Raw genomic sequence first — 13,949 nt, forward strand, 5'->3', positions numbered from 1 at the left:
CTTCCGAGGGCGAATTTCCAATTCCTCAGAAGCGTAGCGCCCCGTATTCTTCTGCCCGCTTTTTCGGGTGCCAAACGCTAGAGTTTTGCTAACACGAGGCTCCATAATTCGGACGGATCTCACAGGCGTTACGGACGCGTGACACACTTCACAAGCAGTCCGCTTCGTCCGGATCGTCCTGGTCAAACCAGCATAAACCCTCGTAGGCCCGTGCGCACGCCCGCCCACGCGCGATACCACAGAGCAGGCTGTAGCGGAACCCCTTCTCGCGATGCATTTTTCATTTGGCCTGGGTAAATTGAATACGCATGACCGCCGCACAAGCAGACCTTGCAGGCGCCCGAAGAGAATTCCTCGAAATACCGGAGGGGATTGTGATCGACACCCCGCGGGTCGAGGACGGAGCCGCGATCTGGCGCATCGCCCGCGACTCCCAGGTGCTCGACCTCAACTCCTCGTACAGCTACCTCCTGTGGTGCCGTGACTTCGCGGCCACCTCCGTGGTGGCGCGCGACGAGGACGGCGGCGAGCCCGTCGGGTTCGTCACCGGCTACATCCGCCCCGAGCGCCCCCAGACCCTGGTCGTCTGGCAGGTCGCCGTCGACCGGTCCCAGCGTGGCCGGGGGCTGGCCGCCTCCCTCCTGGACGGGCTGACCGCCCGCGTGACCGAGGAGCTGGGCGTGCGCCGCGTGGAAACCACGATCACCCCCGACAACACCGCCTCCAACCGCCTGTTCACCTCCTTCGCCGAGCGCCACGGCGCATCGGTCGACCGCGAGGTGCTGTTCCACGGCGGCCTCTTCCCTGATGGCGGTCACGAGCCCGAGGTGCTGTACAAGATCGGCCCCCTCGCGCCGCTCGCGACCGCGGCCCCCTAGGCCCGCCTCCCCAGGCCCCCAAGACTTCTCCCTCTCCCCACTCATCTCCCAGGAGCATGCTGTGACCATCACCCAGCCCGACCTGAGTGTCTTCGAGACCCTGGAGTCGGAGGTGCGCAGCTACTGCCGCAGCTGGCCCACCGTCTTCGACCGTGCACAGGGCAGCTACATGTACGACGAGGACGGCCATACCTACCTCGACTTCTTCGCCGGTGCGGGGTCACTGAACTACGGCCACAACAACCCGGTGCTGAAACGTGCCCTCATCGACTACATCGAGCGTGACGGCGTCACGCACGGTCTGGACATGTCGACGACGGCCAAACGCGCCTTCCTCGAGGCGTTCCAGAACATCGTCCTGCGGCCGCGTGACCTGCCGTACAAGGTGATGTTCCCGGGCCCGACGGGCACCAACGCCGTGGAGTCGGCGCTGAAGCTGGCCCGTAAGGTCAAGGGCCGCGAGTCGATCGTGTCCTTCACCAACGCCTTCCACGGCATGTCGCTGGGCTCGCTCGCCGTCACCGGCAACGCCTTCAAGCGCGCCGGCGCGGGCATCCCGCTGGTCCACGGCACCCCGATGCCCTTCGACCACTACCTGGACGACTCCGTCCCGGACTTCCTGTGGTTCGAGCGGCTGCTGGAGGACCAGGGCTCGGGCCTGAACCAGCCCGCCGCCGTGATCGTGGAGACCGTGCAGGGCGAAGGCGGCATCAACGTCGCCCGCGCCGAATGGCTGCGCAACCTCTCCGAGCTGTGCAAGCGGCGCGACATGCTGCTCATCGTCGACGACATCCAGATGGGCTGCGGCCGCACCGGTGCCTTCTTCTCCTTCGAGGAAGCCGGCATCGTCCCGGACATCGTCACCGTCTCCAAGTCCATCAGCGGCTACGGCCTGCCCCTGGCGCTGACGCTGTTCAAGCCGGAGCTGGACATCTGGGAGCCGGGCGAGCACAACGGCACCTTCCGCGGCAACAACCCGGCCTTCGTCACCGCCGCCGCCGCGCTGGACACCTACTGGGCCGACGGCCAGATGGAGAAGCAGACCCTGGCCCGCGGCGAGCAGGTCGAGCAGGCCCTGCGCGCCATCGCCGACGAGCACCCCGACCTCGAGCCCGACTTCCGCGGCCGCGGACTGGTCTGGGGCATCGAGTTCGCCGACAAGACCCGCGCGAGCGCCATCGCCGCCCGCGCCTTCGAACTGGGGCTCCTCGTGGAGACCTCGGGCCCCCAGAGCGAGGTCGTCAAACTGCTTCCCGCACTGACGATCTCGCCCGACGAGCTGGACGAGGGTCTGCGCACCCTCGCCAGGGCGGTACGCGAGACGGCCTGATCATCCCGCCGGGACGGCCCGGCCGCTCGTCGTGGGCGGCCGGGCCGTTCCGGGGACCGGAAGACCTTGACCGTCGGCCGCACACCGCCGACCGTAGAGAAGAAAGGCACAAATCACCGTGATCGTCCGATCCTTCAAGGACATCGAGGGAACCGAGCGGCATGTGAAGTCCGCTTCCGGCACCTGGGAGAGCAAGCGCATCGTGCTCGCCCGTGAGCGCGTGGGCTTCTCCCTGCACGAGACCGTCCTCTACGCGGGGACCGAGACCTCGATGTGGTACGCCAACCACATCGAGGCGGTGCTCTGCGTCGAGGGTGAGGCCGAGCTGACCAACGACGAGACCGGCGAGAAGCACGTCATCACTCCCGGCACGATGTACCTCCTGGACGGGCACGAGCGCCACACCCTGCGCCCGAAGACGGACTTCCGTGTCGTCTGTGTCTTCAACCCGCCGGTCACCGGCCGTGAGGACCACGACGAGAACGGTGTCTACCCGCTGCTCACCGAGCCTGCGGAGCCCTCGGGGAACTGACCTGTCCCGCAACCGAAAGGGCACTTGACTGACAGGGCCGTACGAGAGGAGAAGGAGCACCACCATGACAACCGCACCCGAGCGAACGACCGACCTGTACCCGACACGCGGCGCCACCGAGGTCGCTACGCCGCGTCTCGACCCGGTCGTGTGGTCGGAGCCTGGGGCCCCTGGCCCCATCCAGCCGTCGGATCTGAGCAATTTCGACCGTGACGGTTTCCTGACGGTCGACCAGCTCATCACTCCGGACGAGGTCGCCACCTACCGGGCCGAACTGGACCGGTTGGTCCACGACCCCACCGTCCACGCCGACGAGCGCTCGATCATCGAGCCCCGGTCGAAGGACGTACGGACCGTGTTCGAGGTGCACAGGATCAGCGAGGTGTTCGCGCAGCTCGTGCGCGACCCCCGTGTGGTGGGCCGGGCCCGCCAGATCCTCGGCTCGGACGTGTACGTCCACCAGAGCCGGATCAACGTGAAGCCCGGCTTCGGTGCTTCGGGCTTCTACTGGCACTCGGACTTCGAGACCTGGCACGCCGAGGACGGCCTGCCCAACATGCGTACGGTGTCCGTCTCGATCGCCCTGACCGAGAACTACGACACCAACGGCGGCCTGATGATCATGCCAGGCTCGCACCGGACCTTCCTCGGCTGTGCGGGGGCTACGCCGAAGGACAACTACAAGAAGTCGCTGCAGATGCAGGACGCGGGCACGCCGTCGGACGAGGCCCTGACGGACTTCGCCGGCAAGCACGGCATCAAGCTGTTCACCGGCGGGGCCGGGTCCGCGACGTGGTTCGACTGCAACTGCATGCACGGTTCGGGCGACAACATCACGCCCTTCCCGCGCAGCAACGTCTTCATCGTCTTCAACAGCGTGGACAATGAGGCCGTGGAGCCGTTCGCGGCACCGATCCGCCGTCCCGATTTCATCGGCGCACGGGACTTCACCCCGGTGAAGTGAGCCGTCGGCGCCCGGAGTTCGCGCTCCGGGCGCCCCGCCGGAAGCCGGAAGCCCCGCCCTGACGTGGTGCGTGTCAGGGCGGGGCTTCCGTCTGTCCGTCCGATCGGCCCGCGCGCCGTACCGTCAGCGCGCGGAGAGGCTGCCGGACAGCACGTCCAGCAGACGGTCCACATCCGCCGAGGTGTTGTAGAGGTGGAACGCGGCGCGGAGGTTGCCGGCGCGTGCCGAGACCTCGACCCCGGCCTTCGAGAGCGCTTCCGCCGCGTGCCCCAGCCCGGGGACGGAGACGATCGGTGAGCCCGGCGCCGGGACGGGCTGCTGCCCGAGCTCCGCGAGGCCCGCACGGAACCGGTCGGCCAGCGCGGCGTCGTGGGCGTGGATGGTGTCGGTGCCCAGCTCCTCGATGAGGGCGAGGGAGTGCTCGGCCGCGGCGTAGCTGGACAGGCTCGGGCTCTCGTCGAAGCGGCGTGCGGAACGGGCGAGTTCCTCGACCGGTCCGTAGCAGCTGTCCCACGGCTTCTCGCCCGCGACCCAACCGGCGAAGACGGGCACGAGGCCCCCGAGATCCTCGGGGACGGTGAGGAAGGCGACGCCCCGCGGGCACATCAGCCACTTGAAGCCGACGGTCACGGTGTAGTCGTGGTCCCCGGCGTTCAGCGAGAGCCACCCCGCCGCCTGGGAGGCGTCGATCAGCGTCCGGGCCCCGTGCGCGCGGGCGGCGGACCGTACGGCCTCGAGGTCGGCGATCCGGCCGTTCGCGGACTGGGCCGCGCTGACCGCGACGAGTGCGGTCTCCTCGCGTACGGCCGCGGCCAGCTCGTCGAGCGGGGCGCTGCGCACGGTGAGATCGGGGCGGACGGTGAAGGGGTTGACCAGCGAGCTGAAGTCACCGTCGGCGACGAGGACTTCGGCGCCGGAGGGCAGGGATGTCGCGATCAGTCCTGCGTAGACGGCGACCGAGCCGCCGGCGGCGACGCGTTCGGCGGGCACCCGGGCCAGCCGGGCGTACGTGGCCCTGGAGGCTTCGACCGCGCTGAAGTGGTCCACCGGCCTGCCCGCGGCCGCATCCTCCACCGAGGCGCGCATCGCGGCTACGGCTCGTGCGGGGATGAGTCCGTTGGAAGCGGTGTTGAGGTAGGTCGTCTGGGGCGCGAACTCGGCGCCGCCGAGGCTCTTCTCCATGCCCATCACTATGGGGCCCGCCGAACCCCTCGTCTATTGCTGAGATCTACAGCATTTCCCCAAGCAATCCTTATGCGTGGTCTCTGACCTGCGGGTATACGGTCCGGGCAGCCGTATGCGGCGGGGCGATCCGCCGCATACGAGGTGTTCCGGCGCCCGTCTCAGCCCTCGCGTACGCCGTTCACGCGCCGCGGCAGGCCCAGCGGATTGCCTTCCCGCAGCTCCGGCGGGAGCAGGGCGTCGGGGGTGGTCTGGAAGGTCACCGGCCGCAGCCAGCGCTCGACGGCCGTGGAGCCGACCGATGTCGAGGTCGAGGTGGTGGCGGGGTACGGACCGCCGTGGTGCTGCGCCGGTGCAACGGCGACCCCGGTGGGCCAGCCGCCCACGAGGACCCGTCCGGCGAGCGGGGTCAGCGCGGCCAGCAGCCGGGCCGCACGGCCGCCGTCCTCGGCCGCCTCCGCGTCCCCGAGGTGGACGGTGGCGGTGAGGCTGCCCGTCAGGCGCCCGACGACCGCCGCGATCTCGGCCTCGTCCTCGTAGCGGGCGACGACCGTGACGGGGCCGAAGCACTCCTCCAGCAGCAGCGCGTGATCGTCCCCGGCGGCGAGGCGGGCGGCCGGGACGGTGAGGAAGCCCGCGGCGACGGCGGTCTCGCCGCTCTCGCCGGGGGTGACGGGGCTGCTGACGTCCGGGAGCGCCATCCGGTCGCGTACGCCCGCGACGAACGCCTCCCGCATCCGCAGATCGAGCAGGACGCCCTCCGCGGTGTCGCTGACGGCCTTGGTCAGGGACTCGACCAGCCGGTCCCCTGCCTCGCCCGCGGGGGCGAGGACCAGGCCGGGCTTGGTGCAGAACTGGCCCGCGCCGAGCGTCATCGAGGCGGCGAGTCCCGCGCCGAGCTCCTCGGCGCGCTCCCCCGCCGCGCTCTCGGTGACGACGACGGGGTTGAGGCTGCCGAGCTCGCCGTGGAACGGGATGGGCACCGGCCGTGCGGCCGCGGCGTCGAAGAGGGCCCGTCCGCCGCGGACGGAGCCGGTGAACCCGGCCGCGGAGACCAGGGGGTGCCGCACCAGGTCGAGTCCGGCGTCGAAGCCGTGCACCAGGCCGACCACGCCCTCGGGCAGGCCGTGCCGCGCGGCCGCCCTGCGCAGGACGGAGGCGCACACCTCGGAGGTGCCGGGGTGGTCGGGGTGCGCCTTGACGACGACGGGGCAGCCCGCGGCGAGCGCGCTGGCGGTGTCGCCGCCGGGCACGGAGAAGGCGAGGGGGAAGTTGCTCGCGGCGTAGACGGCGACGACACCGAGCGGCACCTTGTAGCGCCGCAGGTCGGGGCGGGGCACCGGTCCCGCGTCGGGGTCCGCGTGGTCGATGGCGACGTCCAGGAACGCGCCCTCCTCCACGACCCGCGCGAAGGAACGCAGTTGGTAGGTCGTACGGGCCAGCTCGCCGGTCAGACGGCCGGGGCCGAGCGCGGTCTCCGCGTCGGCGGCCTCGATGACGAACTCACCGGCCTCGTCGAACAGGTCCGCGGCGGTACGGAGGAACGCGGCGCGCACGGCCCGGTCGGCGAGGGCGTCACGGGCGGCGTGCGCGGCACGGACGGTCCGGTCGACCTCCTCCGCCGTGGCCTCGACCGCAACCTGCTCCCGTTGCTTACCGGTTCGGGGGTCGACACTCCACACTGGGGCTGACACGGCGGATCCTCCTGCCGGCGCACATGAGGTGATGTTCAAGATACTGAACGTTGTTCCTCATGCTGAAACTCGGAATACTGGCGGGACTCTATTTCCGGTCGAACGAGAGGGTCAAGGGCGACGCCGGTCGCCGAGTCGGAGGGAGCCCAGGTCAAGTCCGCGGCCCGCACCGTGGAATGGCCGGAGTTCTTCGTGACGGTCCGCGCGCGGCGGTGACCGTATTCGGGCGCCGCCCCCCGTCGGCACCCGGTGTCCGGCGAGGATGCACACATGAGTGCGCGGATGAGCCCCCGTATGAGAATGCCCCGTTCCCCCTCCGGCTGGACCATGGCGGTCTTCGGCGTCCTCGCCGCCGTCATGGGGCTGGTAGGTCTGGCCGCCCCGGACGTCCAGCTCGCGCTGCTCGGCCTCGAAGCGGTGGACGGCGAGCGCCCCGAGGGCGATCACACGACCGCGTTCCTGGCGGCCTCCTCGATGGCCGCGCTGAACATGGGCGTCTACTACGTGCTGGCGGCGCTCGCCGACTGGCGGCCCTTCTTCCGCTGGACGGTGCCCTTCCGGCTGCTCACCTGCACCGTGTTCACGCTGCTCGTGCTGGCCGGGACCGCGCCGGCCCCGTTCCTGGGCATCGGGCTCTGGGAAGGTCTGGGCGCGGTGGCGACCGCATCGGCGCTGCGCCGGGAGAAGGCACCCGCCGCGAACGCGCAGGCGGTCTGAGTCCCCGGAGAGAGGGGTGACCCGACCGAGCCCGCACGCGCGGCGCCCCCGGCGGACCGTCTCGGTGGTCCGTCCGGGGGCGACCGGCATCCAGCGGAATCAGGTCACTTGACCCCGAGGAGCTGCTCGACCGGCTCGATCGCGAAGTAGATCGCGAAGAGCAGCGAGGTGCCCCACATCAGCGGGTGCACCGCGCGCGCCCGGCCGAGCACCGTCTGGATCACGGCGTAGGCGATGAAGCCGGCACCGATGCCGTTGGTGATGGAGTACGTGAACGGCATGACGGTGATCGTGAGGAACGCCGGGATCGCGATCTCGTAGTGCTCCCAGTCGATGTGCCGGACCTGCGACATCAGGAGGAAGCCCACGACGATCAGCGCGGGCGCGGCGGCTTGGGCCGGGACGACGGTGGCGAGCGGGGTGAGGAACAGCGCGACCGCGAAGAGGCCGCCGGTGACGACGCTGGCCAGACCCGTACGGGCTCCCTCGCCGACACCCGCGGCGGACTCGATGTAGCTGGTGCTGGAGGACGAGGAGGCCGCGCCGCCCGCGATGGCGGCGGCGCCGTCGATCAGCAGCACCCGGCCGAGGTTGGGGACCCGGCCCCGCTCGTCGAGCAGCCCGGCCTCGTTGGTGACGCCGACGATCGTGCCCATCGTGTCGAAGAAGTCGCTGAGCACGAGGGTGAAGACGAGCAGGACGACCGTGATGATGCCGACCTGCTCGAACGCGCCGAAGAGGCTGAAGGAGCCGAGCAGTCCGAAGTCGGGGGCGGCGACGATGTCGTCGGGCAGGCGCGGCTCGGTGACGCCCCACGCGGCGGGGTTGATGTCGACGATCTCGTTGATCACGATCGCCAGGGCCGTCATGGAGAGGATGCCGATGAGGAGCGCGCCGCGGATCTTGCGCGCCATCAGGGCGACGGTGAGCAGGACGCCGATGCAGAAGACCACCACGGGCCAGCCGATCAGCCGGCCGCCGTCGCCGAGCTGGACCGGCACGGTGCCGGTGTCACCCGGAATACGGGTGATGAAGCCGGCGTCGATGAAGCCGATGAAGGCGATGAAGAGGCCGATGCCGACACTGATGGCCTGCTTGAGCGGCTGCGGTATCGAGTACATCACCGCCTCGCGCAGTCCCGTGACGACCAGCAAGGAGATGACGATGCCCTCGAGGACCACCAGGCCCATCGCGTCCTGCCAGCTCATGAGGGGGGCGAGCTGGAAGGCCACGACGGCGTTGAGTCCGAGGCCGGTGGCGATGGCGAGCGGGAGGTTGCCACCGACACCCATGATGAACGTCATGACGGCCGCCACCAGCGCGGTGGAGGTGACCAGTTGGGGCCCTGTCAGCTGATGGCCGAATTTATCGGTTGCGCCACCCAGGATGATGGGATTCAGCACGATGATGTAGGCCATCGTGAAGAATGTCGCCATGCCACCGCGTATCTCGCGCGCATAGGTCGATCCGCGCTGGCTGATCCGGAACCAGCGGTCGACCGGCCCTTGGGAATCGGTCGGTGGTGGTGCTGCGTGCCTGTGGGTGTGGGGGGTGACGTGTCCGGACATGGCGCTCCCTCAGCGGACGGGCAGATGGAGTAGTGGAATTGTCCACGCCATGTTGGCAGTTCTGCATCTCACTGTGTCACGGAGTAGCCACTCTGTGATCAAAAATGAGCATGGCTGAAAGGTGCCCGCGCCTCCGACGCGAAGAGCCCAGCCCGACGATCCGCACCGCTCGACGATCCGCACCGCTCGGCGGTGTCCCCGGCGCGACGCTCCCGGACCGCCCGACGGTGCGCACGGCTCGGCGGACGACGTCCCCCATGCGCCCGACCGTTGACGCGAGATGCCCCCGGAGGGGAACGATGTCCGCGGACGAGCACGCGCCGGCTCGGCAGGAGCGCACGCGTCCCCCGGACCGCCCGAGGAGAGGCCCATGCCCGCACCCCGCACCGTCCTGCTCACCGGCGCGGCCGGCGGCATGGGCACCCTGCTGCGCGAACGCCTCCCGCACCACGGCTACGCTCTGCGCCTCTTCGACCGGGCCCCCGTGGAGGGCGAACCCGGCGCGATCACGGCCGATCTGGCGGACCGGGACGCGCTGAGCAAGGCCGTACGCGGGGTCGACGCGATCGTCCACCTCGCGGGCATCCCGCTGGAATCGGACTTCGAGACGATCCTCGAGGCCAACATCCGGGGCACCTACCACCTCTACGAGGCAGCGCGCACCGAGGGCGTACGCCGGATCGTCCTCGCCTCCAGCAACCACGCGGTCGGCTTCACGCCCCGCCCCTCGGGCAGCCCCGTGCCCGGCGACGCGCTCATACCCGCCGACACCCCGCACCGCCCCGACACCTTCTACGGTCTCTCGAAGTGCTTCGGCGAGGACCTGGCCTCCTTCTACTGGGACCGGCACGGCCTGGAGACAGTCTCCCTCCGCATCGGCGCCTGCTGCCCGGTGCCCACGTCCGTCCGCATGCTGTCGATCTGGCTGAGCCCGGACGACTGCGCCCGGCTGGTGCACTCCGCGCTCACCAAGGAGGGCGTGGGCCACACGGTCGTCCACGGCAGCTCGGCGAACACCCGCCTCGTCTGGGACCTCTCCGGCGCGCGTGCGCTCGGCTACGAACCGCGGGACGACTCGGAGGTCCACGCCGCCGCACTGATCGAGGAGCAGGGCGATCTGCGTCCCGGCGACCCGGACCACGACCGCCTCGGTGGCCACTTCTGCACCGATCCGCCCATCTGGCCGCATTGATGCCCAGGTAATGGAACTGCAAAGCGGGGCCGCTCGTTACCCGGGGCATGACCGCAATGACCCCCGGCTCGAACATCCCGCTGCCCGTCGCCCGCGTGGCGGTGGACGTTGCCGCTCCGGTGCGGCTCGATGTGTCGGGCCTGCTGCTCACCGCCTCCGGCAAGGTGCGTTCCGACGACGACTTCATCTTCTACAACCAGCCCTCGGGCCCCGGTGTCACCTACCGGTCCGGCGGCGGCTCGGCCCCCGACGCGATCGTCGTGGACACCTCGGCCGTGCCCGCCGACATCGAGAAGATCGTGGTCACGGCCAGCCCGGACGCCGCCGGCCAGACCTTCTCGGGCATCGAGCCGACCGCGACCATCCGCCAGGCCGACGACGGTGCCGCGGTCGCCACGTTCACACCGCCGTCGCTCGGCAGCGAGACGGCCCTCGTCGTCGTCGAGGTCTACCGGCGGAACGGCGTGTGGAAAGCTCGCGCGGTCGGACAGGGCTACGCCAACGGCCTCGCGGGCATCGCGACCGACTTCGGCGTGACCGTGGAGGCCGAGCCTGCGCCCACCGCACCGGCCGCCCCGCCGCAGGCCGCCGCCGCTCCCCCGCCTCCGGCCGCGGCTCCCCCTGCGCCGGCGGCCGCCCCGCCCGTCGCGCCCTCGGCACCTCCGCAGCCCGCAGCCGCGGCTCCCGCCCCACCGGCCCCCGGAGCCGGGAAGATCAGCCTCGACAAGGGCAGGGTCAGCCTCCAGAAGAACCAGACGGTCTCGCTCGTCAAGGGCGGCCGCCCGTTCCTGACCTCCGTGAAGATGGGCCTGGGCTGGGAGCCCGCCTACCGCGGCAAGGACATCGACCTCGACGCCTCCGTCATCGCGTACGGCCCCAACCGCGAGAAGATCGACGCCTGTTACTTCGGCAAGCTCGCCATCCTCGGCGGTGTCATCCAGCACTCCGGGGACAACCTCACGGGTGAGGGCGGGGGCGACGACGAGGTCATCACCGTTCACCTCGGCAACATCCCGCCGAACGTCACGGGTCTCGTCTTCACCGTCAACTCCTTCTCGGGGCAGAAGTTCACCGAGGTCGCCAAGGCGTACTGCCGCCTGCTGGATGCCGGTTCGAACGAGGAGCTCGTACGCTTCGACCTCACGAGTGCCGAGCCGCGCACCGGCGTCATGATGGCGAAACTGATCCGCCAGTTCTCCGGCGAATGGGAGATGACCGCCCTCGGCGACTACGTCGATTCCCGTACGGTCCGTGGCATGGTCAAGCCGGGAGGTCAGGCTCTCTAATGGGGTGACCGCAACGAAGCGAGGGCCACTCATGGCGCTGGAACCGCGCATACCGGGCCAGATCGATACGATCTACGGTGTCTGGGATCTCAGCACCGTGCCTGCGTTCACGGGTGGTTTCATCAACTTCGGCTACTGGCGCGACGTCCCGCGGGACCGGCCGCTCACCGAGGACGACCGGCTCCGCTCCGAGCAGGACCTCTACCGCCTCGTCCTGGGTGAGTTGGGGTCCACCGAGGGCCTGCGGGCCGTCGAGGTCGGCTGCGGTCTGGGACTCGGCTGTGCGCTGGCCCTGCGGGAGTTCGGCTTCACCGAGGTCTGCGGTGTCGATCTGCACCCGGCCCAGCTCGACCGGGCGCGGATCGTCAACGCCGGCCTCCTCGCCGAACACCCCGAGCGGCTCCGCTATGTCCGGGGAGCCGCCGAGGTCATGCCGCTGCCCGACGGCTCGGCGGAGTGCCTGTTCTCGGTCAACGCGGCCCAGCACTTCCCCGATCTGCGGGAGTTCGCCGACGAGGCGGACCGCGTGCTGTGCCCTGGCGGGCGGCTGGCTCTGGCCACGTTCTTCGCCCCGGGCGCGTGCGGGGTCGAGGAGTTGCCCCGGCTGCTGCCCACGTATGCCGACGGTCTCGATCTCCCGCATGTCGTCGACGACGTCACCGGCGCCCTGACACGGAGCGGCTTCAGCAGCGTCCGGGCGGTGCCCATCGGGGAGGACGTCTGGGCGGCCTACGACCGCTGGCTCGCCCGGACGCCGCTGAGGAACCTCTGGCCCCGCCGCTTCCTGGAGGCGTACGAGAAGGGGTACCTCGACTACTACCTGGTCACCGCTGACGCCGCCAGGGTCCGGTGATCGCGACCATGATCCCGGGGTCCTGGATGTTGGCGAACAGCGTCCGCCCGTCCGGCGCGAAGGTGACGCCGGTGAATTCGCTGAACTCCGGCTCCTCCTCGGTACCGATGTTGAGGTCGTTGCGGGCGATCGGATAGGTCCGGCCGTCGTCCGTGGCGCCGAAGAGGTGCTGGACGCCCTCGCCGTCCTCGGCGATGACCAGCCCGCCGTACGGGGACACGGTGATGTTGTCGGGGCCGTCGAGCCGCCCGTCCTTCGAGGGATCGGGGTTGACGGCGAGGAGCACCTTGAGGGTGAGGGTCCGGCGGCGCGGGTCGTAGAACCACACCTGGCCGTCGTGGGCGGCCGGGCTCTCCTCGCGCGCGTAGGACGACACGATGTAGGCGCCGCCATCGGCCCACCACATACCTTCGAGCTTGCGGGCGCGGGTCACCTCGCCGTCGCGGAACTGCTTGCGCACCGGCGTCTCACGCGCGTCCCGGTCGGGTACGTCGACCCAGTCCACGCCGTAGACGGTGCCGGTCCTGGTGGCACGGGAGAGATCGTCGACGAAGCGGCCGCCCGAGTCGTAGCACGCGGGCGCCTGAAGCACCCCGGCGTCGTCGGCCAGCGTCCGGAGCCTGCCGCGGCCGTGCTTGAAGCCGTGCGGCGGGACCCAGCGGTAGAAGAGGCCGTTGGGGCCGGAAGCGTCCTCGGTGAGGTAGAGGTGGCCGCGCCGGGGATCGACGACGACGGCCTCGTGGTCGTAACGGCCAAGCGTCTTGAGGGGCTTGGGGTTCCGGTTGGCGCGGCTGTCGTAGGGGTCGACCTCGAAGGCGTAGCCGTGGTCCTTGGTCATGCCGTTCTCGCCGGCCCGGTCGGAGTTCTCCTCGCAGGTCAGCCACGTCCCCCAGGGGGTGCGCCCGCCCGCGCAGTTGGTGGAGGTCCCGGCGATGCCGACCCACTCGGCGACCCGCCCGGGGCCGCGGTCCTCCACGACGGTGCAGCCACCGGCGGCCGCCGGGTCGTAGACGAGGCCCTCGGTGAGCGGGACAGGGTGCTCCCAGTCGGCCCGGGGGCCCTTCAGCTCGTGGTTGTTGACCAGCAGGGTCACCCCGCGCGGACCTTCGAAGGTGGCCGTGCCGTCGTGGTTGGAGGGCGTGAACTCACCCGACTCCAGCCGCGTCACGCCGCTGCGGGTGATGATCCGGTACGCGAAGCCCTCGGGCAGCGCGAGGATGCCGTCCGGGTCCGGTACGAGCGGGCCGTAACCGGTCCGCCGGTCCACGCCCGGGCCGTCGGCGGCCTGCTCGCCCCGGCCGCCGATCTCCTCCGCCTGCGAGCCGGTCGCCCCGGCGGTGGCCAGCACGCCGACGCTGCCGACCAGTGCGACACCCGCGCCGGCGCTGGCGGAACTCTTCGCGAAGTCTCTCCGGGTGAGCGGCATCGTCATCTCCTGGATGGCAGGTCTGGCACCTGGTGTGCTGTGTCAACGCTGCCGCGCGACGCCGAACGGCGGTTGAACAGCACACGACGCCAGGGGGCCGATTGCCTCCCGGAACCACCAACTTCCCGCCGGTTGCCCTCCTGCCGGACGGCGGGACGGCCGGGCGGCCGGGCGGCCGGTACGAAGCTGGGCCGAGGCGGACGGGCGAGGCCGAGCCGGGCGACCGGGACCGATCCGGACAGCCGGACGGAGCCGCGCCGAGCCGGGCGGCCGGGGTCGAGCCGAGCCGGGCGGTGTCGAGCCGGACAGCCTGCGGCCGCACCCGAC

Annotated in this window: 12 protein-coding genes; 8 read left to right on the forward strand and 4 right to left on the reverse strand. The window is 70.5% G+C overall.

Translation table 11 applies throughout. The annotated features are described in order from the left end of the window. Window positions 1-308: 308 nt before the first annotated feature. The 4 genes from ectA to thpD all read left to right on the forward strand — a co-directional run bounded on the left by ectA (window position 309) and on the right by thpD (window position 3,704). Complete coding sequence (ectA, locus tag ABZ822_RS15040) at window positions 309-878, forward strand: diaminobutyrate acetyltransferase (RefSeq protein WP_360852636.1); 570 nt, start codon at window positions 309-311, stop codon at window positions 876-878. A gap of 61 nt (window positions 879-939) precedes the next feature. Beyond that, window positions 940-2,208 carry a diaminobutyrate--2-oxoglutarate transaminase gene (ectB, locus tag ABZ822_RS15045; RefSeq protein WP_360852639.1) on the forward strand — a complete coding sequence of 423 codons (1,269 nt, stop codon included), beginning with the start codon at window positions 940-942 and terminating at the stop codon, window positions 2,206-2,208. A 118-nt stretch (window positions 2,209-2,326) separates the two neighbouring features. Then, window positions 2,327-2,740: an ectoine synthase gene (locus ABZ822_RS15050; protein ID WP_360852642.1), complete on the forward strand. Its 414-nt coding sequence runs from the start codon at window positions 2,327-2,329 to the stop codon at window positions 2,738-2,740. Window positions 2,741-2,804: 64 nt separating this feature from the next. After that, window positions 2,805-3,704 carry an ectoine hydroxylase gene (thpD, locus tag ABZ822_RS15055; protein WP_360852645.1) on the forward strand — a complete coding sequence of 300 codons (900 nt, stop codon included), beginning with the start codon at window positions 2,805-2,807 and terminating at the stop codon, window positions 3,702-3,704. A gap of 123 nt (window positions 3,705-3,827) precedes the next feature. Here thpD and ABZ822_RS15060 read toward each other — a convergent pair whose 3' ends face one another. Next, window positions 3,828-4,892, reverse strand: coding sequence for an aminotransferase class V-fold PLP-dependent enzyme (locus ABZ822_RS15060; protein WP_360852648.1), 1,065 nt, complete (start codon window positions 4,890-4,892; stop codon window positions 3,828-3,830). Window positions 4,893-5,047: 155 nt separating this feature from the next. Then, entirely contained in the window at window positions 5,048-6,580 is a 1,533-nt protein-coding gene (locus tag ABZ822_RS15065; RefSeq protein WP_360852651.1) for an aldehyde dehydrogenase (NADP(+)), read from the reverse strand. Window positions 6,581-6,874: 294 nt separating this feature from the next. Between ABZ822_RS15065 and ABZ822_RS15070 the strand changes: the two genes are divergently transcribed. Then, window positions 6,875-7,297 (forward strand): hypothetical protein, encoded by a 423-nt coding sequence (locus ABZ822_RS15070; protein WP_360852654.1) that lies wholly within the window; start codon window positions 6,875-6,877, stop codon window positions 7,295-7,297. Between the two features lie 104 nt (window positions 7,298-7,401). On the opposite strand, the gene ABZ822_RS15075 is transcribed toward ABZ822_RS15070, so the two are convergent. Then, the gene (locus tag ABZ822_RS15075; protein ID WP_360852657.1) at window positions 7,402-8,865 is read right to left on the reverse strand and encodes an NCS2 family permease; all 1,464 of its coding nucleotides are present in this window, start codon (window positions 8,863-8,865) and stop codon (window positions 7,402-7,404) included. Window positions 8,866-9,235: 370 nt separating this feature from the next. Here ABZ822_RS15075 and ABZ822_RS15080 point away from each other — a divergent pair, with 370 nt between their 5' ends. The 3 genes from ABZ822_RS15080 to ABZ822_RS15090 are packed head-to-tail and all read left to right on the forward strand — an operon-like array spanning window position 9,236 to window position 12,196. Beyond that, window positions 9,236-10,057 carry an NAD(P)-dependent oxidoreductase gene (locus ABZ822_RS15080; RefSeq protein ID WP_360852659.1) on the forward strand — a complete coding sequence of 274 codons (822 nt, stop codon included), beginning with the start codon at window positions 9,236-9,238 and terminating at the stop codon, window positions 10,055-10,057. A 56-nt stretch (window positions 10,058-10,113) separates the two neighbouring features. Beyond that, window positions 10,114-11,343: a TerD family protein gene (locus ABZ822_RS15085; protein WP_360853339.1), complete on the forward strand. Its 1,230-nt coding sequence runs from the start codon at window positions 10,114-10,116 to the stop codon at window positions 11,341-11,343. A gap of 31 nt (window positions 11,344-11,374) precedes the next feature. Continuing rightward, window positions 11,375-12,196 carry a class I SAM-dependent methyltransferase gene (locus ABZ822_RS15090; RefSeq protein ID WP_360852662.1) on the forward strand — a complete coding sequence of 274 codons (822 nt, stop codon included), beginning with the start codon at window positions 11,375-11,377 and terminating at the stop codon, window positions 12,194-12,196. Here the strand turns inward: ABZ822_RS15090 and ABZ822_RS15095 are convergent. Further along, a complete protein-coding gene (locus ABZ822_RS15095) occupies window positions 12,168-13,622 on the reverse strand; it encodes an alkaline phosphatase PhoX (protein ID WP_360853342.1) in 1,455 nt (484 codons plus the stop codon). The two genes, ABZ822_RS15090 and ABZ822_RS15095, sit on opposite strands and share 29 nt — an antisense overlap. Between the last annotated feature and the right edge of the window lie 327 nt (window positions 13,623-13,949).

This window comes from Streptomyces sp. NPDC047108, from assembly GCF_040643575.1.
GTDB lineage: Bacteria > Actinomycetota > Actinomycetes > Streptomycetales > Streptomycetaceae > Streptomyces.